Source organism: Bacteroides sp. AF20-13LB (assembly GCF_003603065.1).
Taxonomy (GTDB): domain Bacteria; phylum Bacteroidota; class Bacteroidia; order Bacteroidales; family Bacteroidaceae; genus Bacteroides; species Bacteroides uniformis.
On record NZ_QTMH01000017.1, the window covers coordinates 41,059 to 61,272 of the forward strand.

Genomic DNA, 20,214 nt, shown 5'->3' on the forward strand with positions numbered 1-20,214 from the left:
CACTAAATCCAAAGTAACAATTCATAAAAAAAAGTAATCAGCATGAAGACAATCATTGCAGAAAAGCCATCCGTGGCACGTGAAATCGCCCGCATCGTGGGCGCGACAAAGAGAGAGGAAGGATATTTCGAGGGAGGCGGCTACGCCGTGACATGGGCATTCGGGCACCTCGTCCAGCTTGCCATGCCCGACGGTTACGGCATACGCGGCTTTGTCCGTGACAACTTGCCCGTCATCCCCGACTCCTTCACGCTCATACCCCGTCAGGTAAAGGTTGAGAAGGGCTACAAACCCGACAGCGGCGTGGTGTCACAAATAAAAACCATAACCCGCCTGTTCAATGACAGTGAGCAGATCATCGTGGCGACCGATGCCGGTCGCGAGGGCGAACTTATCTTCCGATACCTCTACCATTACATAGGATGCGCCACCCCTTTCGTGCGCCTCTGGATAAGCTCGCTTACCGACAAGGCCATCCGCGATGGACTGCGCAACCTCGAAGCGGGGAGCAAGTATGACAACCTCTACCTCGCCGCCAAAGCGCGGAGCGAATCCGACTGGCTCGTGGGCATCAACGGCACGCAGGCTCTCTCCATCGCCGCCGGACACGGCACGTATTCCGTCGGACGGGTACAGACACCCACGCTGGCGATGGTGTGCGCACGCTACTGGGAAAACCGCCGCTTCACGGTGGAACCTTTCTGGCAACTCCATATTGCCGCTGACGGAGGCGATGGTGATACCGTGAAATTCTCTTCCACCGGGAAATGGAAGGAGATGGAGCCTGCCACAGTCTTATATAATAAGGTAAAGGAAACAGGCACAGCCACCGTCACGAAAGCGGAACGCAAGGAGAAGATAGAGGAAACTCCGCTCCTGTACGACCTGACCACGCTCCAGAAGGAAGCCAACGCCAAGCATGGCTTCACGGCGGAACAGACGCTTGAAATCGCCCAGAAGCTCTACGAGAAGAAGCTCATCACCTATCCGAGAACCGGAAGCCGCTATATTCCCGAAGACGTGTTCGCGGAAATCCCCAAGCTGCTTGCCTTCATCGGCAGCCTGCCCGAATGGAAGGACAAGTTGCAGCCGAAAGCCGTGCCGACACGCCGCAGCTTGGACGGCGGCAAGGTGACAGACCACCATGCCCTGCTCGTCACGGGCGAGAAGCCGCTGTTCCTCTCCAAAGAGGACAGCACCGTCTATCACATGATAGTCGGGCGCATGCTTGAGGCTTTCTCCGAAAAATGCGTCAAGGACACTGCCACCGTCACGGCAGAGTGTGCCGGAGTGGAGTTCGTGGCAAAAGGCAGCATCATCAGGCAGGCCGGATGGCGTGCCGTCTATGGCAAGGAGAATGGAGAAGAGAACAACAGCCAAGAGGAAACCGCCGCCATTCCCTGTTGGCAGGAAGGCGACACGCTGGCACTGAAAGCCGCCTCCATCACGGAGGGAAAGACCAAACCCAAGCCGCTGCATACCGAAGCCACTCTGCTGTCCGCGATGGAAACGGCTGGCAAGGAGATAGAGGACGACGCATTGCGGCAGGCTATGAAGGATTGCGGCATCGGCACGCCCGCCACCCGTGCGTCCATCATCGAAACGCTTTTCAAGCGCGGCTATATGGAACGCTGCAAGAAGTCGCTTGTCCCCACCGAAAAAGGGCTTGCCCTCTACTCGGTCGTGAAGGCGATGCGTATTGCCGATGTCGCCATGACGGGCGAATGGGAAAAGGAATTGGCACGCATCGAGCGTGGGGAACTGCCCGCCGATGACTTCCGCAGGAAGATTGAGGCATATACACGGGAAATTACCTCCGAACTGCTGTCGTGCGACAAGCTGTTCACCCGCAGGGATTCCGGCTGCAAGTGTCCCAAGTGCGGAGCGGGGACGATGCAGTTTTACGGCAAGGTCGTCCGCTGCGACAACGCGGAGTGCGGTCTGCCCGTGTTCCGCCTGAAAGCAAACCGCACCCTCTCTGATGATGAAATCAAAAACCTGCTCACCGACGGACACACGAAACTGCTCAAAGGATTCAAGAGCAAGCAGGGCAAGAGTTTTGATGCCGTAGTCGCCTTTGACGGGGACTATAACACGGTTTTCGTGTTCCCAGAAAGGAAAAGTAAAGCGACCTCTGCGAAAAGAAGAAAATAAATGTTTAACTTTGCCACTGGTTCAGAGTAATGAATTGTTCTTCGATACCGGATTACACTCATACTTTGGATTTAGTGGTGGCACTCGGAGGGATACCGGGTGCCTTTTTCTTCTCGTTTTCCAACGATTATCCCTATCATCATTATCAATCCACTAAATTCCAAAGAAATGAACAACAAGAAGAAAAACGAGGGTCGGACCGACTTTTCCTATTACGGTCTGTACCTGCTGGACTACCTCACCACGAACAAGTTCGAACAGGCAGCCGATGAAGCCTTCATCCGAGAAAGAACCGACCGTGCCGCCGAAGCGTATGAACGGGCAAGGCTCGAAGGCTATCCTGCCGACGGGGCGCAGGAACTGGCGATGAAGGTGCTGACGGAGGGCCTTCGCTACTCCAGGCACGCCATCCTGCGCGAAGTCGTGGAGAACGAATTTGCGGGTGAAGTACCGGGAGAAAAATGTGAAGCCTTTACCCAGAAGCTGCTACCGCTTGTCGGAAACGTATTCTCCATCTATGACCTCTCGGACGACAATTTCGCCCTGTCGCCCGAATATGACCTGCTCTACACGGAGCTGACGGGAGCCGTCATCCTCTATATCGAAGAGTATGGCGTTTAACCGCAAACAGAGGCTGCGGGACAACATCGAGGCGATACGGACGGCATTCCTCCTTGACAGGGAACAGCGCACACCCACCGCACGCGAACGGCTCTTGTTAGAGCGTTATTGCGGTTTCGGGGGACTGAAGAGCATACTCAACCCTGCAAGGGAACTGACGGATGCCGTCCACTGGGCGAAGTCCGACCTCGAACTGTTTGCCCCTACCGTGGAACTGCACAGGTTGCTGCGGGAGAACACAAAAGACGAGACGGAGTACAAACGGTATATGGATGCCATGAAGCAGTCCGTGCTGACCGCCTTCTATACCCCGCCGGAGATAACCGGGACCATCGCGGACGTGCTGCATGAACACGGCATCCGTCCCGACCGGGTGCTGGAGCCGTCGGCAGGTGTCGGTGCATTCGTGGACGCCGTGCTGGAGAACAGACCGGACGCGGACATCATGGCTTTTGAGAAAGACCTGATGACGGGCAAGATACTGAAGCACCTGCATCCCGGACAGAAAGTAAGGGTACAGGGCTTCGAGAAGATAGAAAAGCCGTTCATGAACCATTTTGATTTGGCTGTCTCCAATATACCGTTTGGCGATGTGGCGGTGTTCGACCCGGAATTTTCGGGCAGCAAGGATCCTACAAGGCACTCGGCGGCACGGACGATACACAATTACTTTTTCCTGAAAAGCCTTGACGCGGTGCGTGAAGGCGGAATCGTGGCGTTCATCACCTCGCAGGGGGTACTGGATGCCCCGACCAACGCGCCCATACGCGAGTATATGATGAACCATACCAATCTGGTGGGCGTAGCCCGCCTGCCGAACAACCTCTTTACGGATAACGCGGGAACGGAGGTGGGCAGCGACCTGATTATCCTGCAAAAGAACAGCGGAAAGAATGGTGAACTGTATTACAACGAAAAACTCTTCGTGCAGACCGAACAGACCCCTATCGGCACTTCCGTAAATGGGTATGTATGGAGCATCGGCTCGCTTTCACACACGGATTTGATCAGAAGTACCGACCCGTACGGGAAACCAGCCTATAAACTCCTGCACCGTGGGGACATCGCACAACTGGCGGAAGACTTGCGGGAGCATCTGAAAATAGAACTGCAACAACTTGACAGGAAACTGTATGAGAAACACAGCCTGCATCCGACAAAGGAGGAAAGCACGGCTGCGGAAGTGCAACCTGCTCCGAAAACAGAAAAGGTATCACCTTCTGTAATAGCCCCCGTTTCTGTAATTGAGCCTGTCAAGGGAGTGGAGAAGCCGCAGGCACAGCCCATAGAGGAAAAGCCGGAGATTGAGCCGCGCCAACCCAACCATTCGTCAGCCGTGCAGCTTACCCTGCTCGACCTTTGGGGTATGCCCATAGAGGAACCGGCAAAAAAGAAAAAGGCAGCGAAAAAGGAAAGCAAGCCGAAGCCTATGCCGTCCACGCCTAAACCGCAGGTCAAAGTTACTCCACCCGTTGAAGCCGCCAAGCCGGTAAACGGTAATAAGGAAGAAAAGCCGGAAAATGCCGAAAAGCCAAACGACCCGGACGACATTTACGCCACTCTGGATTGGGAAACCAATCCTCCCATCAACGGCTTCTATGAGACAATGATGAGCCTGACAGCGGAACGGCGCAAGGCCCTACGGCTTGAGGCAGAACGGCACAGGCAGGAACAACTGAAAAAGATGGGTATCAAAGACACGTTGAACCCTGCTTTTGCGCCTTCTTCGGACAATATGGATAAAAAGCCGGAACAAACGGAAGAAATAAAGCAACCTGAAACACCGGCAGAAGTTGTGCCTACTTCCGAAACGGTTGCCACTTCCCTGTTCCCGGAATTTGAAACGGAAAAGCCGAAAAAAGAAGCCCTCGACCTTACGCCGCGTCCCTATCACCGCACGCCGGAAATGCACCTGCGTGAAGGGTCGCTGGTGGCAAACAGGGCACGCGACATCGGTTATCTGAAGGACATTACTCCCTACGGTGCAACCTTCCAGCCGCTTGGACTAACCGGTTATCAGAAAGAGAAAGCGTTGCTGTATGTATCGCTCCGTGACGCATACGAGCGGTTGTACCGCTATGAATCGAACAGACGTGAGGAAAATGTACCTTGGCGTGAACACCTGAACACCTGTTACGACGAGTTTGTCATGCGTTATGGCAACCTCAACGCCAAACAGAACGTGAAACTGGTGATGATGGACGCCGGAGGGCGCGACATCCTTTCGCTGGAACGTGCGGAGGACGGCAAGTTCGTCAAAGCGGACATCTTCGACCGTCCCGTTTCCTTCTCGGTGGAGAACCATGCCAACGTCGGTTCTCCGGAAGAAGCCTTGTCTGCATCGCTCAACAAGTATGGTACGGTCAATCTCAACTATATGCGGGGGATAACAGACAGTACGGAAGAGGAGCTTCTCAATGCCCTCAAGGGGCGTATCTTCTACAATCCGCTCGTAACCGGTTACGAAATCAAAGACCGCTTCATCGCGGGAAACGTGATAGAGAAGGCGGAGCGTATAGAGGCATGGATGGAAAATAATCTGGAAAGCGAAAGATTGCCGGAAGTGAAACAGGCTTTGGAGGCTTTGAAGGAAGCCGAGCCGCAGCGTATCGCCTTTGAAGACCTCGACTTCAACTTCGGTGAACGCTGGATTCCCACGGGCGTGTATGCCGCCTACATGAGCCATCTTTTCGACACGGACGTGAAAATCGCCTATTCCGCCAGCATGGACGAGTTTTCCGTGGCGTGCGGCTACCGCACCATGAAGATCACGGACGAGTTTCTGGTAAAGGGCTATTACCGGAACTATGACGGTATGCACCTGTTGAAACACGCTTTGCACAACACCTGTCCCGACATGATGAAAAGTATTGGCAAAGATGAGAACGGCAACGACATCAAGGTGCGTGACAGCGAGGGCATACAGCTCGCCAACGCCAAGATTGACGAAATCCGCAACGGGTTCTCGGAATGGTTGGAAGAGCAGTCGCCGCAGTTCAAGGAACGGCTCGTGACAATGTATAACCGCAAGTTCAACTGTTTCGTGCGCCCGAAGTATGACGGTTCGCACCAGACGTTTCCCGACCTCAATCTGAAAGGATTGGCAAGCCGGGGTATTCAAAGCGTTTATCCGTCGCAGAAGGATTGCGTCTGGATGATAAAACAGAATGGCGGCGGAATATGCGACCATGAAGTCGGAACAGGTAAAACACTGATAATGTGTATTGCAGCGCATGAAATGAAGCGTCTGAACTTGGCGCACAAGCCGATGATTATTGGTCTGAAAGCCAATGTCGCGGAGATTGCCGCCACTTATCAAGCTGCCTATCCGAATGCCCGCATCCTCTACGCTTCGGAAAAGGATTTCTCGACCGCCAACCGTGTGCGTTTCTTCAACAACATCAAGAACAACGACTATGATTGCGTCATCATGTCGCACGACCAGTTCGGGAAGATACCGCAGTCGCCGGAGTTGCAGCAGCGCATCCTGCAGGCGGAGCTTGACACGGTGGAGGAAAATCTCGAAGTCTTGCGACAGCAGGGCAAGAACGTGTCGCGGGCGATGCTGAAAGGGCTGGAGAAGCGCAAGCACAACCTTGTGGCGAAGCTGGAGAAGGTGGAACACGCCATCAAGTCCCGCACGGATGATGTGGTGGACTTCAAGCAGATGGGCATCGACCACATCTTCATTGACGAGAGTCACCAGTTCAAGAACTTGACTTTCAACACCCGTCATGACCGTGTGGCGGGATTGGGAAACTCGGAAGGAAGCCAGAAGGCCCTGAATATGCTCTTTGCCATCCGTACCATACAGGAACGCACGGGCAAGGACTTGGGGGCTACGTTCCTTTCGGGCACGACCATTTCCAACAGTCTGACGGAACTGTACCTGCTCTTCAAATACCTGCGCCCCAACGAACTGGAACGGCAGGACATCCGCTGTTTCGATGCTTGGGCTGCCATCTTCGCCAAAAAGACGACCGATTTTGAGTTCAACGTAACGAACAATATCGTTCAGAAGGAGCGTTTTCGCTATTTCATCAAGGTGCCGGAGCTTGCCGCCTTCTACAACGAGATTACCGACTACCGCACGGCGGAGGATGTAGGTGTGGACAGACCAAACAAGAATGAGATACTGCACCACATACCGCCCACACCGGAGCAGGAGGACTTCATACAGAAGCTGATGCAGTTTGCCAAAACCGGCGATGCCACTCTGCTTGGCAGGTTACCCCTGTCGGAAACGGAGGAAAAGGCGAAGATGCTCATCGCCACCGACTACGCGAGAAAGATGGCTCTTGATATGCGCATGATAGACCCGAACTACGAGGACCATCCCGACAACAAGGCAAGCCATTGTGCCAAGATGATTGCAGAGTATTACCACAAGTACGAGACGCACAAGGGTACGCAGTTCGTGTTCTCCGACTTGGGGACATACCAGCCGGGGGAAGGATGGAACGTGTACAGCGAGATAAAACGCAAGTTGGTGGAGGATTACGGCATACCGGCAAGTGAGGTGCGCTTCATTCAGGAGTGTAAGACGGATAAGGCTCGTAAGGCGGTGATAGATGCCATGAACGCAGGGACAGTGCGAGTGCTGTTCGGCTCCACAAGTATGCTCGGAACGGGCGTGAATGCGCAGAAAAGATGCGTCGCCATCCATCACCTTGATACACCGTGGCGACCGTCCGACCTGCAACAGCGTGACGGACGGGGTGTTAGAGCCGGGAACGAGATTGCCAAGCATTTTGCCGAGAACAACGTGGATATCATCATCTACGCGGTGGAAAAGTCGCTGGACAGCTACAAGTTCAATCTGCTGCACTGCAAGCAGACGTTCATATCGCAGCTCAAAAGTGGAGCGATGGGCGCACGTACCATCGACGAGGGAGCAATGGACGAAAAATCGGGTATGAACTTCTCGGAGTATATGGCGTTGCTCTCCGGCAATACCGACCTTTTGGATAAGGCGAAATTAGAGAAGCGTATCGCCTCGCTCGAAGGGGAACGCAAGTCGTTCAACAAGGGCAAGCGCGATTCGGAGTTCAAGCTGGAATCCAAGACGGGAGAACTGCGCAACAACACGGCTTTCATCGAAGCCATGACGGAAGACTGGAACCGTTTTCTTTCCGTTGTGCAGACTGATAAGGAAGGCAGCCGCCTTAATCTTGTCAAGGTGGACGGCGTGGATTCAACGGATGAGAAGGTCATCGGTAAGCGTTTGCAGGAAATCGCCAAGAACGCCATGACTGGTGGACTGTACAAGGCTGTCGGGGAACTTTACGGCTTTCCGATAAAGGTGGTCAGCGAGAGGACACTCAAAGAAGGTCTGGAGTTCACTGACAACCGCTTCGTGGTGGAGGGTAACTACAAGTACACCTACAACAACGGGCATCTGGCGATGGCAGACCCGATTGCTGCCGCACGAAACTTTCTGAACGCATTGGAGAGGATTCCGACCATCATCGACCAGTACAAGTCTAAGAACGAAGTGCTGGAAAAGGAGATTCCGCAGTTGCAGGAGATAGCGGGCAAGGTGTGGAAGAAGGAGGACGAGCTGAAACAGCTGAAGTCCGAACTCGCCGCACTGGACCGCAAGATACAGCTTGAGCTGGCTCCGGCTCAGGAAAACACAGAAGAGAACCGGCAAGGCAACGAGAAAAAACAGACGGAACAACAGCCGGAAAGCCCGCACGTGGACTTTGTACGCAGTCATTTAATTATAGGGAGACCCGGTTTATCGGAATCCAAAGGTGTAAAACTTTAATATCGAAGTCTTGACAGAAAAAGCCAGTGGTTGAATTTTTCACCACTGGCTTTAATTCTAATAATTTTTCAATCTAATATGACCGAATCTATAACGTTAAATCATAGATTATGTGTCTATTTGTGAAGAAAAAGACGTAACTTTGTATCAAAATCAAATAAGCATAACAATGGAGCCATCTATATACAGTTTTTCACTTTATACCGCACTGCCGTTGATGTTATTCTTCGGCTTTTATTTTTTGTTTGCAAAGACTCCTGAAAAGAAAATTTTCAAGAATTATCTCCGCTCCCGACAGATTATGGGTATAGCTATGCTGCTGCTTTCGGCAAATTATTCGGTACATTTCTTCTTTGGTATCCGATTCAAAAATGCGGATTCTGCCATATTGATGAACATGTCCACATACTTCCTGTGCTATTCTCTGTTCAGTTCGGCATTGATAATGTTGCTTGATCGTTTTTACATTACCAAACGGCGTGTGTGGACACATATCATTTTATGGATTATATTTTCAACTCTTTCCGGAGTTGTGTTGTTCCTGTTGCCAAGCGGAATCATGCAAAAATTCTCTTTATTTGCTTTAGCTGTATGGTTAGTCGTTTTTGGAGTCGTTTTAGCTCGCAGAGTCATAATTGCATACCGTAGAGCCATTCGGATTTTCAATGAAACTCAGGCGGATGATATAGGTACATATATCGAATGGCTTTCCATATTCACTTATTGGGCTGTTATCTTCGGTGTCGGATGCGGATTGCTGACATTTCTGCCAGACAAATATGTTTTTATCTGGATTTTGTCGTCAATACCGTTCTACAGCTATCTTTTCTACAGCTATCAGAACTACCTGCTGTTCTATGAACAGGTGGAAAATGCTTTTGAGCAAGATATACAGTCTGAAGAAGAACTTCTGACAGATACAGAAACAGAACCTAAAATAGTTTCTGAGAAAGAAGTTCCAGTGTCCTATACAGAAATTATAGAGAAAGTGGCCAACTGGATAAAGACAGACGGCTATGTCCAGCAGGGACTTACCATAAAAGAACTGTCCGAAATACTTCATACGAACCGTACCTATCTTTCCGCTTATATCAAGACTACGTATAAAATGACATTCCGCGAATGGATAACCAGTCTCCGGTTGGAGTATGCGAAAAACATACTGAAGGAGCATCCGGAGATCAATATACAGAAGCTGGCTGAGTCTTCCGGTTTTCTTTCCCGCAGTAACTTTATCAAATTATTTACCGAGAAGGAAGGATGTACGCCTGCCAAGTGGAAAAAAGCAAATCTGAAGTGATTTGCGTGGTAAAAATCCGATGAAAAAGCTCTCAGAAACCCATTTTCCAAAAGTGCTCATACTACAAAAAGTGCTAATTCGACAGCCACAAAAGTGCTAATTCGACAACTCAAAAAGTGCCGATTTGACAAAATAAGTGCTCAGACGACAATGTGAAAAGTGCTCAAACGACAATTTTTATAAAACGCTGTGTTTTAGCAAAAAAAGTTTTTGTAATATTTTGGGCGCTGAATGGCATTTATTACCTTTGGAGATGACAAAGATAATGAATTCAAGTTTATATGAGCAGAAAAATCACTTTTCTTACCCTGTTTCTGTGGCTGATGACGCTAACTTTTCCTGTCATTGCGCAGCAGAAAGCAGACACGACCTACACCTTCCGGTTCGTTACGCAGAAGGACATGTTCTACGTGCCTTGGAATGGCAATGACACGGAACTTGCCCGCCTGTTGGAATGTATCGAAAACAACAAAGCAACAATTCTTGACGGCAAACTGCCGCTATTGGTTGACGGATATTGCAATTCGCAGAGCAGTGAAGTCAAGAACCTTGCAACAGCGAAGATTCGTGCCAACCGTGTGAAATCAGAACTGATTACACGAGCGAAAATCAAGGAAGAAAACTTCATTACCCGCAATCATGTGACAGAGGGTGATTTTGTCACCGTGCGCCTGACGGTACCGGTAAAGGAAACAGCCGTGACGGATGCGGAAGCAGAAGCACGACGCAAGGCGGAAGCCGAACGCTTAGAAACCGAGAAGCGTGCCGAGCAGGAACGGCTTGCCGAAGAGCAGCGCAAGGCGGAAGAAGCCCGACTTGCCGCTGAAAAGGCAGAAGCCGAGAAAACCGCTCAACAAAATACACTTGCCGACACGCTGTCGGAAACCAAAATCACAACTGATTATCATCTCTCCCTGCATGCCAACCTGCTGCGCTGGGCTACCTTGACACCAAATTTAGGACTTGAATGGCGCATCTGTCCATCGTGGGGCATTGCCGTAAACGGCTCGTGGACTTCTTGGAGCTGGAGTGACAAAGACCGCCGCTATGCACTCTGGGAAGTGGCTCCGGAAGTACGTTACTATATGGGTGAGAAGAAAGCCTGGCATCTGGGCGCGATGTTCAAGGCTGGACAGTTCAACTACAAGCTTTCCGAAACAGGCAAGCAGGGCGACCTGATGGGTGGCGGCATCACCGCCGGCTATCAGCTGCGACTAAACAAGGCATTAGATCTTGATTTCAACCTCGGTTTGGGCTACCTGAATGCCGATTTCGAAAAATATGAAGTCATCGATGGTGTGCGCGTGCGCTGTGGCAACGAGACAAAAAATTGGTGTGGCCCCATCAACGCCGGTGTGACATTGGTATGGAAGTTATTCTAATACGGAGGAATAGAGTATGAAAGCAAGACAATATATAAATATGGTAGGAATGGCAGCCGCCGTGCTGCTCTCTTCCTGCGTGAAGGACACGCTTTATGACACGCCGCATCCCGACTATGGGAAGATTGCGGTGACAGCCGACTGGTCGGCACGCGGTGAGGGTATCGACATACCTACCACATGGACGGTTACCATGGGTGACTATACGGGTACGGAGACTTCCGCCACCCATGCCCCCAACCATCTGTTTGCTCCGGGCAGCTACACCCTTGCGGTGTGGAACCCTGCTGAAGGAATCATGGTAAATGGTACCACCGCCACCATTGCCGCAGCCACGGGAAACCGGGCAGGAACGGATGCCTTTGTGAACAATGCCCCGGGATGGTTCTTCACCTATACGAAACAGGTGAGCATCGAGAAAGACAAGGACTATCCGCTGACCGCCGCAATGAAGCAGCAGGTACGCGAACTGACGCTTGTCGTCAAACCGACGGGGGATGCCGCCGGACGCATCACGGAGATTGTTGCCCATCTGACGGGTGCAGCCAGAACTCTCGATTTCGCTACCGATACCTACGGAGCCGCTTCAAACGTCGTGCTGCCCTTCACCAAGATAACCGAAGGTGACGATGCCGGCAAGTGGAAAGCCACGGTGCGGTTGCTGGGTGTGACCGGCACGGAACAACTGCTGACGGGTGAAATCCGCTATGCGGACGGCAACCCGACCCCCACGACGCTGAAAAGCGACATCACGGAAGCCCTCAAGGGGTTCAACACCGGAAAGGGCGAATCGCTGACCCTCGGCGGAACGCTGGTTGAGACTCCCGAAGGCATGGAAGTGGACGGAGTCGAAATCAACGGCTGGGAAGAAGTGAAAGGTGATGATGTAAATGCCGATTTGTAAATAATTAGCAAACCGAACGCAGAAGTAAAGCTTGCTTTGATTTTGCTGAGGTGCAGCAATTATTGAAATGGAATTTAACTAATATAATAACAGAATATAATGAAGACAAGATTTTTTGCACTTGCGATGCTCGCCCTCGCACTGGTAGCCTGCAACAACGACAACGAGAACCTGAACGGTGACCCCGTGGCCGCCCGGTTTACCGCCGACATCGCCCCTGCCACCCGCGCCAGCGGAACCACCTGGACTGCCGGCGACCGTATCGGCATCACCGACATCGGCAACGATTCCCAGTACGGCAACGTGCCTTTCATCCTGAAAAACGGGAAATTTGAGGCAGCAGGAAAGGTCATCTATATCGAAGATACAAAGACCCATACTTTCCGCGCCTACTATCCGTACAACGCGGCGGGAGGCATCCTCGCAGCTACGACCGATGCCACGGCGCAGCAGAACCAGCCTGCCATCGACTTCCTCTTTGCTTCAGGAGCCACGGGAGACAAAAACAACCCGGTAGTAAGCTTCACCGACAAAACCGCCAAAGGCGGTGAAGACAACTCCTTCCACCACCGCATGAGCCAGATAACCCTTACCTTCGAGGCGGGCGACGGCGTGGATTTCAGCGTGGTCAAGCCTGAACGTTACACGCTGAACGGATTGTTACTCACCGGTACGTTCAACACGGCCGACGGTATTGCCACCGCAGACAACGGGGCACAGACCGGAGAACTGGCCATGAATTTGGCAGACGGCAATCTCACGTCATCAATCATCCTCTTCCCGCAGACAGTTGCATCCCTGCCGTTGGTTGTGAATTACAAAAGTCAGGAATATCATGCCACACTCACCGTGCCCGAAGGCGCACTGCAGGCGGGCAACAACTATACCTATACCGTCAAGGTACGCAACAAAGTCCTTGAAGTCAGCGAAGCCACCATTGCAAAGTGGAACGATATAGACGGTGGAGATGTGGGTGCTGACCTGTAGGATTTTAATAATTAATCGATTAGAATGAAGAATTATGAGACATAGATTATTTATCCCCGCAGCCACCGCACTGCTGTTCGCCCTCGCCGCCTGCACGCAGGACGAACTTGCTGGCGATAACCGTCTGCCCGAAGGTGAATACCCCGTCGTCATCCGTGCCACCGGATTGTCCGTAGAGGCAACGCCGCTGGCAGCCCCTTCCACCCGTGCCTCTGTGGACGGCGACTGGCAGGGCGTCACTTCCGTGGCACTCAAGATGGGCGATGCGGTAAAGGAATACACCGTAACGGCTTCTACCGATTTCAAGAGTGCCACGCTTTCACGTGAGAACGACCCGCACTACTGGACCAGCCGCGACCCGATTACCGTATTGGCATGGTGGCCCTTCGACAATGCCGACATCACACAGATGCCTGCCGTGAAGGTGGCCGAAGACCAAAGCAAACTGGCTGACTTTCAGAACAGCGACTTCATCGCCGCTGAGAACAGGAAGGTGGAATTTAACAACCCGACTCTTGAATTTACCCACCGCACGGCACGCGTGGCAATCGAACTGAAGCCCGGTACGGGATTCACAAGCGTGGACGGTGCCACGGTGAGCCTCGTGAGCCTGTCCGCCGATAACGGCAACCCGACCGCCATCAAGACTTACAACGCAAGCGGCAACACCTACGAGGCACTGACCGCCCCGCAGACCGTTGCGGCAGGCAAGCAGTTCATCCGGGTGGAACTCGGCGGCGGCACCTTCTACTTCTGCCCGCAGAACAACGTCGTATTAGAAGCGGGTAGCCGCTATATCTACACCGTCAAGGTGAACGCCACCGGCTTGACGTTAGAGGGTTGCACTATCGGTGAATGGGCTGACGGCGGCGGCGAGAGCGGCACAGCCGAGGATTTGGGCTACATCTACGACAGCAACACCAATACCTACACGGTCTATAACGCCGACGGCCTGCTGGCATGGAACGAAGCCTCACAAAAAGATGAATCGATAAATTGCACCCTCGCCGCTGACATCGACCTGACGGGTAAGGAATGGACACGGTCAGGCATATTTACATTCTACTCCGGCGTCTTTAATGGGCAGGGACACCGCATTACAGGATTTAACTCTTCAGCAATGAATAATACTGGATTTTTGGGTTCACTCTTAAGTGAACGTGGAGTGATAAAGAACCTACAACTCATAGATGTGAATCTGTATGGCAGTAGTGGAAATACTGCTGGAATAGTGGGCCGAAATCATGGCCAAATCATTGCCTGCTCTGTGACGGGAAAAATTTCTGCATCATATGGTGGAACTTGTGGTATAGCCGAATCAAATTATGGCGATATCATCGCTTGCTGGTTCGACGGTACATTGAAAGAGTCTAACAATGGAGCTATAGTGCGTTATAACTACGCTGATATAACTTCCTGTTATTGGGGAGGCAATGCCGGGCAAGGAGTATTCCGTATTGAAGGAGGAACGGTAGATGCCACGAAGGTGGACGGCGCGACCGTGAAATGGCAGACAGCCGTCGACGGCATGAACACCGCCCTCACCGCTGGCGACTACCAGTGGATACTCGGCACCGACGGTCTGCCCGTATTACAAAAGAGACAATAACGAACCCTAAACGACACGCATCATGAAACGAGCAACCATCCATACATCCGCAGCCATCGCCCTGCTGCTCGGCCTTGCCGCCTGTACGCAGGACGAACTTGCCGACGATAACCGTCTGCCCGAAGGAGAATACCCCGTAGTCATCCGTGCCACCGGACTGTCCGTAGAGGCAACGCCGCAGGCAGCCCCATCAACCCGTGCCACCGTGGACGGCGACTGGCAGGGCGTCACTTCCGTGGCACTCAAGACGGACGATGCGGTAAAGGAATACACCGTAACGGCTTCTACCGATTTCAAGAGTGCCACACTCTCACGCGAGAACGACCCGCACTACTGGACCAGCCGCAACCCGATTACCGTATCGGCATGGTGGCCCTTCGATAATGCCGACATCACCCAGATGCCTGCCGTGAAGGTGGCTGAAGACCAGAGCCAATTGGCTGACTTCCAGAACAGCGACTTCATCTCTGCCGAAAACCAGACGGTGAAATTTGACGACCCGACACTTGAATTTACCCACCGCACGGCACGCGTGGCAATCGATCTGAAGCCCGGCACGGGATTCACGAGCGTCGCCGGTGCCACGGTGAGCCTCGTAAGCCTGTCTGCCGATAACGGCAACCCGACCGCCATCAAGACCTACAACGCAAGCGGCAACACCTACGAGGCACTGACCGCCCCGCAGACCGTTGTGGCAGGCAAGCCGTTCATCAGGGTGGAACTCGGCAGCGGCACTTTCTACTTCCGTCCGCAGAACAACGTCGTGTTGGCAGCAGGCAGTCGCTATAAATATACCGTTAAGGTGAACGCCACTGGCCTGACATTAGATGGCTGCACTATCGGTGACTGGGCTGACGGTGGCAGCGAGAGCGGTGAGGCTGAGGATTTGGGTTATTCTATACAGAACGACGGCAGTTACACGGTCTATAACGCCGACGGCTTGCTGGCATGGAACAAAGCCGTACAAAAAGATGAATCAATAAATTGCACCCTCACCGCCGACATCGACCTGACGGGTAGGGAATGGACACGGATAGGCACATGGCCAGGTTACTCCGGCATCTTTAATGGGCAGGGACACCGCATTACGGGATTAAACTTTTCAGCAGCGACTACTGAACTTTTTGGGTTATTAAATGAACGTGGAGTGATAAAGAACTTACAACTCATAGATGTGAATCTGTATGGCAATAGTGGATCAGCTGCTGGAATAGTGGAGCAAAATAATGGCCAAATCATTGCCTGCTCTGTGACGGGAAAAATTTCTGCATATGGTAGAACTTGTGGTATAGCCGATTTAAATTATGGCAGAATCACCGCTTGCTGGTTCGACGGCACATTGAAAGAGTATGAATCCGGAGCTATAGTGCGTTATAACTACAAAATTATAACTTCCTGTTATTGGGGAGGCAATGTCGGGCAAGGAGTATTCCGTGATCATGGAGAAAAGGTAGATGCCACGAAGGTGGACGGCGCGACAGTGAAATGGCAGACAGCCGTCGACGGCATGAACACCGCCCTCACCGCTGGCGACTACCAGTGGGTACTCGGCACCGACGGTCTGCCCGTATTGCAAAAGAAACAATAACGAACCCTAAACAACACGCATCATGAAACGAACAATCATCCATACATCTGCAGCCATAGCCCTGCTGCTCGGCATTGCCGCCTGCACGCAGGACGAAGCGGGCTTCCTGCCGGAAGGGGCAGAAGGCACATCCATCGTCTTCACCGCCACGGGGCTGACCACCGCAGCGACGGCCACCACCGGCACCCGTGCCCCGGTGGACGGCAATTGGGAGGGTGTGCAGATCGTGGCAGTCCTGATGGACGGCACGGTGAAGGCATACGACGTGACGCCCACCACCGCCGACCCCACCAGCGCCACGCTAACCTCCACCGACCCACACTACTGGACCAACCACAACGACATCACCGTCACAGCGTGGTGGCCCTACACCGCTGGCGAGACAACCCCTTCTGCTGTGAAGGTAAAAGCCAACCAAAGTACCCAGAAGGACTTTGAGGGCAGCGACCTCATCGTAGCCGACGGACAGACGGTGACCTACGGTAGCCCCACGCTCCGCTTCACCCACCGCACGGCGCGAGTGACCATCGTTCTGACGGACTACACCGAGGGGCTGGCATCCGTGCAGCTGACGGGGCTCTCCACCGAAGGCGACAACCCAGCCGAAATCACCCCGTATGACAAGGGCAGCAACACCTACACCGCTCTTGTAGCCCCGCAAAGTGTGGCAGCTGGCACGACCTTCATTACCAGCACCTTCACTAACGGCAAGACCTTCGTTTATAAGATGAAGAATGCTACCGACTGGCAGGCGGGCGGTGAATATACCTACACCGTCTCCCTCGCTGCGGCAAAAGACCTGGGCTATACCATAGAGAGCAACGGCAGCTACACCGTGACCTCCGCCGATGGCCTGATGAATGTAGCCGAATTAGTGAACGGAGGTAAGACCGACATTAACATTACCCTCGACAAAAACATTGACCTTACGGGCAAAGGCTGGACGCCGATAGGCACAAGCTTCAAAAACTCATACACGGGCACCTTTGACGGCGGCGGCCATACCATCACGGGGCTGACCGTTACGACAAATGACAAATATGCGGGTCTGTTCGGCTATATCGGTAATGCCGGTACGGTGAAGAACGTGGTGATGGAGGGCATACAGATAACAAGCAATAACGGGTCGAGCCAGGCTGGCGGCGTGGCAGGATTTAGCCGGGGCACTATTGAAAACTGCTCGGTGTCGGGCAGCGTCAGCGGCACGGTGTACGTCGGCGGTGTGGTGGGTGCTCAATGGGGCGGTTCCATCACCGGATGCAGTTCATCTGCCACAGTGAAGGGAATGGTCGATGTCGGCGGCGTGGCAGGTCAGACGAATTCGAATGCCACCATGACCGCTTGCTATGCCACGGGCAACGTGACCTTAGAAATAGCCTCCCAAAATAATATCGATGTCGGCGGTGCGGTGGGATTCAACGGAGGAAGCCGCATCCTTGCCTGCTATGCCACGGGCAACGTAACCAGTACAGGTAGTAGCACCGTCAATGTGTATATCGGCGGCTTTTGTGGATATAACTCCACCACCGTGACCGCCTGCTATTGGAAGAACAATCAGGAACAAGGCATCGGCTACAAAAAGGTAGGCACCGCCCCCGAAGCTACGAAGGTGGACGGCACCAGCGTTACCTGGCAGAAAGCCGTCGATGCCATGAACACCGCCTTGCAGAACGCAGGTTCAGAGTGGCGTTACGAACTCACCGGAGCATTGCCTACCTTGAGGAAGCAGTAAGCCGTCGGGCGGAAAAAGTTCCGTCCGCAACGGAAAGAACCGAAGTATAACCCCAATAAAGAAAGGAGGACGTGATGGAACACACGGAGAATCCACCATATTGGTTTTGGCATCAAGGCATTGTCAATAATAATATAGTCTCCAGTGTAAATATGGAAGCTGTAAGCCGGACATTGTCAAGATTGGTGCTCATTAAAGACAACAAATCAAGTATTTAAATTAAAAACATGGGACTTTTTCACAGAGGCAAGAAAAATAATGACGATGAGCCGGACAGTGTTCAAACCAATTCATTCTCTGATATTATGAATGGTTTGCAGTACGCCGTAAACTGTGCACAAGATACATTACAGAATCATCAGATACAAAATCTGACCAGACTTTTTGAAGGAACAAATGCAAATAACGCAAATACGTTCCAATCAAAAAAAATCATGGTTGGAGACAAGACTATTGATATTCCACTTATAGCCTTGATATCCCATCATTATCTTGCAATGGATAATGTGCAGATAAAGTTCAAGGCGAAGGTCGGAAGCGTGGAATCACAGATTCCGGAAAACAACTTGCTGTTATCCAGTCCGCACAGAGCCAATCTCCAGATGCAGATGAGCAACATAAAACCAGATACAGATGATGTCATGGAGGTTTGCGTCAATTTTAAAGTTCAGGAGACTCCGGAGAGTATTTCCCGAATCATTGACGATTTTGTAAAAAACATCTAACAATTTCAAAATTCAAATGTTATGGCAGAAGAAATAAAGAACCAAGGGCAACAAGAATATGCAGAAAATATAAGCGGGCAAGCGAAAGAGATTATTTCCGCTGCATTGGAAGAGACTAAAAATAACGGTACATCCCCTGTACTTGGAGATTCGAATGTGACTGACAATTTTAAGGGGCTTCCCATGCGGGAACTGATTGCAGCACCGCTTATTGCAGCAGCCGAAGCTCAACAGGAATTGGCAGCGACAGCATGGAATTTCTACCAGAAAATTGCTTTTGATGAAGACGGTAAAACAGCTCGTGTATTGGAATTCGATATTAAAAGACCGATACAGCAGGATGGAAAAATGACAACAATGTCACAAAGTGTCAAGGCTCCGTTTATAGGATTGGTGCCTATTCCTTCCCTGCTCATAGATCGCGTGGATGTCGATTTCCAGATGGAGGTTACCGATACATCAAACGTAAAAAGCACTACCAACGCAGAAGTAGAGACAAAAGCTTCTGCAAAACATTGGTTTATAAATGCGGAAATCAGCGGCAAAGTCACAACCGCCCGCGAGAACACCCGCATGACCAACCAAACGGCAAAATACCAGATACATGTTTCTGCCAGCCAGCAGCCGCAGACCGAAGGTCTGTCTAAACTGATGGATATAATGGCATCATGTATCGAGCCTATAACAAACGAAAGTAACAGTAAGTAAATATATGAATTTGATTCAAGCATTAAGATTGCCAAACAGTCAAGCAGTAATGACAAATATTGCACGGTTTCATTATCAAAATATTTATAATGTAGGTTTGACCCCTCCGATTGTCACGCAAAGTGATTTGACATTTCAAATAAAAGGATATACCCGTAACTATCGTTTTCTTAGATTAGACTATGCCTGTGTCATATATATTGCGGATAGAATAGCAGTCGTTGCTTCAAATGGCATAGATACTTTAAGTTCAGGTTTTTCGGGGTGTTATATGGCCAGTTTTAGGCACAATGGCATTAGGTATGTTGCTCATATTCCAACGCCTAACAATAGTATTAAAACATCATGGAATCGGGCGGTTAAAAATCAAATAATAGATAATGTTGTTCTTTTTAAACCTACTGAAGGATTGGCGAGAATCCCAGGAACCATTGGTATTTGGGGAATTATAACATTTAACGATAGATGTTATCGGCTTGATGTAAATGAAAACGCTCCTCCAAGTCAAGCCATACGTGGCCAAAGAATTTTTAACTCAATCCCGAGAAATCCCATACTAACAGAAATTCCACCTATCGCCGGTGGTCAGATGCCTTAATAATTATAACAATTGTAAATAAGGGAAGAATGGTTGTTTCATTGAGGAGTAGAATTCTATTCGGATATATAATTCTGGTGGCGGTCATAGGCAGCATGGCCGCCATTCTCATCCATGAACCTGCGAAGTTCCACGA

General features: G+C 51.4%; 13 protein-coding genes. All 13 read left to right on the plus strand.

Annotated elements, in window-relative coordinates; all coding sequences use genetic code 11:
• The first annotated feature begins 42 nt into the window (after positions 1-42).
• The 13 genes from DWX62_RS18385 (at position 43) to DWX62_RS18445 (ending at position 20,078) form a co-directional block, all read left to right on the plus strand.
• Positions 43-2,154, plus strand: a complete 2,112-nt coding sequence (locus DWX62_RS18385; protein ID WP_120173068.1) for a type IA DNA topoisomerase — start codon at positions 43-45, stop codon at positions 2,152-2,154.
• Between the two features lie 99 nt (positions 2,155-2,253).
• Positions 2,254-2,775: a DUF1896 domain-containing protein gene (locus DWX62_RS18390; protein WP_004308417.1), complete on the plus strand. Its 522-nt coding sequence runs from the start codon at positions 2,254-2,256 to the stop codon at positions 2,773-2,775.
• Positions 2,765-8,545 carry an N-6 DNA methylase gene (locus tag DWX62_RS18395; protein ID WP_120173069.1) on the plus strand — a complete coding sequence of 1,927 codons (5,781 nt, stop codon included), beginning with the start codon at positions 2,765-2,767 and terminating at the stop codon, positions 8,543-8,545. Before DWX62_RS18390 ends, DWX62_RS18395 begins: the two co-directional genes overlap by 11 nt.
• Positions 8,546-8,762: 217 nt before the next feature.
• Complete coding sequence (locus tag DWX62_RS18400) at positions 8,763-9,845, plus strand: helix-turn-helix domain-containing protein (RefSeq protein WP_032567534.1); 1,083 nt, start codon at positions 8,763-8,765, stop codon at positions 9,843-9,845.
• Between the two features lie 281 nt (positions 9,846-10,126).
• A complete protein-coding gene (locus DWX62_RS18405; RefSeq protein WP_120173070.1) occupies positions 10,127-11,227 on the plus strand; it encodes a DUF3575 domain-containing protein in 1,101 nt (366 codons plus the stop codon).
• A 16-nt stretch (positions 11,228-11,243) separates the two neighbouring features.
• Positions 11,244-12,131 (plus strand): FimB/Mfa2 family fimbrial subunit, encoded by an 888-nt coding sequence (locus tag DWX62_RS18410; protein ID WP_120173071.1) that lies wholly within the window; start codon positions 11,244-11,246, stop codon positions 12,129-12,131.
• Positions 12,132-12,230: 99 nt separating this feature from the next.
• A complete protein-coding gene (locus tag DWX62_RS18415; protein ID WP_120173072.1) occupies positions 12,231-13,118 on the plus strand; it encodes a fimbrillin family protein in 888 nt (295 codons plus the stop codon).
• A gap of 34 nt (positions 13,119-13,152) precedes the next feature.
• On the plus strand, positions 13,153-14,727 hold the full coding sequence (locus DWX62_RS18420; protein WP_120173073.1) for a fimbrillin family protein: 1,575 nt from the start codon (positions 13,153-13,155) through the stop codon (positions 14,725-14,727).
• A gap of 22 nt (positions 14,728-14,749) precedes the next feature.
• A complete protein-coding gene (locus DWX62_RS18425; protein WP_120173074.1) occupies positions 14,750-16,315 on the plus strand; it encodes a fimbrillin family protein in 1,566 nt (521 codons plus the stop codon).
• Positions 16,316-16,337: 22 nt separating this feature from the next.
• Positions 16,338-18,047, plus strand: coding sequence for a fimbrillin family protein (locus DWX62_RS18430; RefSeq protein WP_120173075.1), 1,710 nt, complete (start codon positions 16,338-16,340; stop codon positions 18,045-18,047).
• Positions 18,048-18,274: 227 nt separating this feature from the next.
• Positions 18,275-18,772 carry a DUF2589 domain-containing protein gene (locus DWX62_RS18435; RefSeq protein WP_077153022.1) on the plus strand — a complete coding sequence of 166 codons (498 nt, stop codon included), beginning with the start codon at positions 18,275-18,277 and terminating at the stop codon, positions 18,770-18,772.
• Between the two features lie 21 nt (positions 18,773-18,793).
• A complete protein-coding gene (locus DWX62_RS18440) occupies positions 18,794-19,480 on the plus strand; it encodes a DUF2589 domain-containing protein (RefSeq protein ID WP_120173076.1) in 687 nt (228 codons plus the stop codon).
• A 4-nt stretch (positions 19,481-19,484) separates the two neighbouring features.
• Positions 19,485-20,078 carry a hypothetical protein gene (locus DWX62_RS18445; RefSeq protein WP_120173077.1) on the plus strand — a complete coding sequence of 198 codons (594 nt, stop codon included), beginning with the start codon at positions 19,485-19,487 and terminating at the stop codon, positions 20,076-20,078.
• Positions 20,079-20,214 lie beyond the last annotated feature (136 nt).

Excerpts from the sequence above, each read along its gene's own strand:
- DWX62_RS18385 (WP_120173068.1), top strand. The coding sequence starts at position 43 with ATGAAGACAATCATTGCAGAAAAGCCATCCGTGGCACGTGAAATCGCC.
- DWX62_RS18395 (WP_120173069.1), top strand. The coding sequence starts at position 2,765 with ATGGCGTTTAACCGCAAACAGAGGCTGCGGGACAACATCGAGGCGATA.
- DWX62_RS18400 (WP_032567534.1), top strand. The coding sequence starts at position 8,763 with ATGTTATTCTTCGGCTTTTATTTTTTGTTTGCAAAGACTCCTGAAAAG.
- DWX62_RS18405 (WP_120173070.1), top strand. The coding sequence starts at position 10,127 with ATGAGCAGAAAAATCACTTTTCTTACCCTGTTTCTGTGGCTGATGACG.
- DWX62_RS18410 (WP_120173071.1), top strand. The coding sequence starts at position 11,244 with ATGAAAGCAAGACAATATATAAATATGGTAGGAATGGCAGCCGCCGTG.
- DWX62_RS18415 (WP_120173072.1), top strand. The coding sequence starts at position 12,231 with ATGAAGACAAGATTTTTTGCACTTGCGATGCTCGCCCTCGCACTGGTA.
- DWX62_RS18420 (WP_120173073.1), top strand. The coding sequence starts at position 13,153 with ATGAGACATAGATTATTTATCCCCGCAGCCACCGCACTGCTGTTCGCC.
- DWX62_RS18425 (WP_120173074.1), top strand. The coding sequence starts at position 14,750 with ATGAAACGAGCAACCATCCATACATCCGCAGCCATCGCCCTGCTGCTC.
- DWX62_RS18430 (WP_120173075.1), top strand. The coding sequence starts at position 16,338 with ATGAAACGAACAATCATCCATACATCTGCAGCCATAGCCCTGCTGCTC.
- DWX62_RS18435 (WP_077153022.1), top strand. The coding sequence starts at position 18,275 with ATGGGACTTTTTCACAGAGGCAAGAAAAATAATGACGATGAGCCGGAC.
- DWX62_RS18440 (WP_120173076.1), top strand. The coding sequence starts at position 18,794 with ATGGCAGAAGAAATAAAGAACCAAGGGCAACAAGAATATGCAGAAAAT.
- DWX62_RS18445 (WP_120173077.1), top strand. The coding sequence starts at position 19,485 with ATGAATTTGATTCAAGCATTAAGATTGCCAAACAGTCAAGCAGTAATG.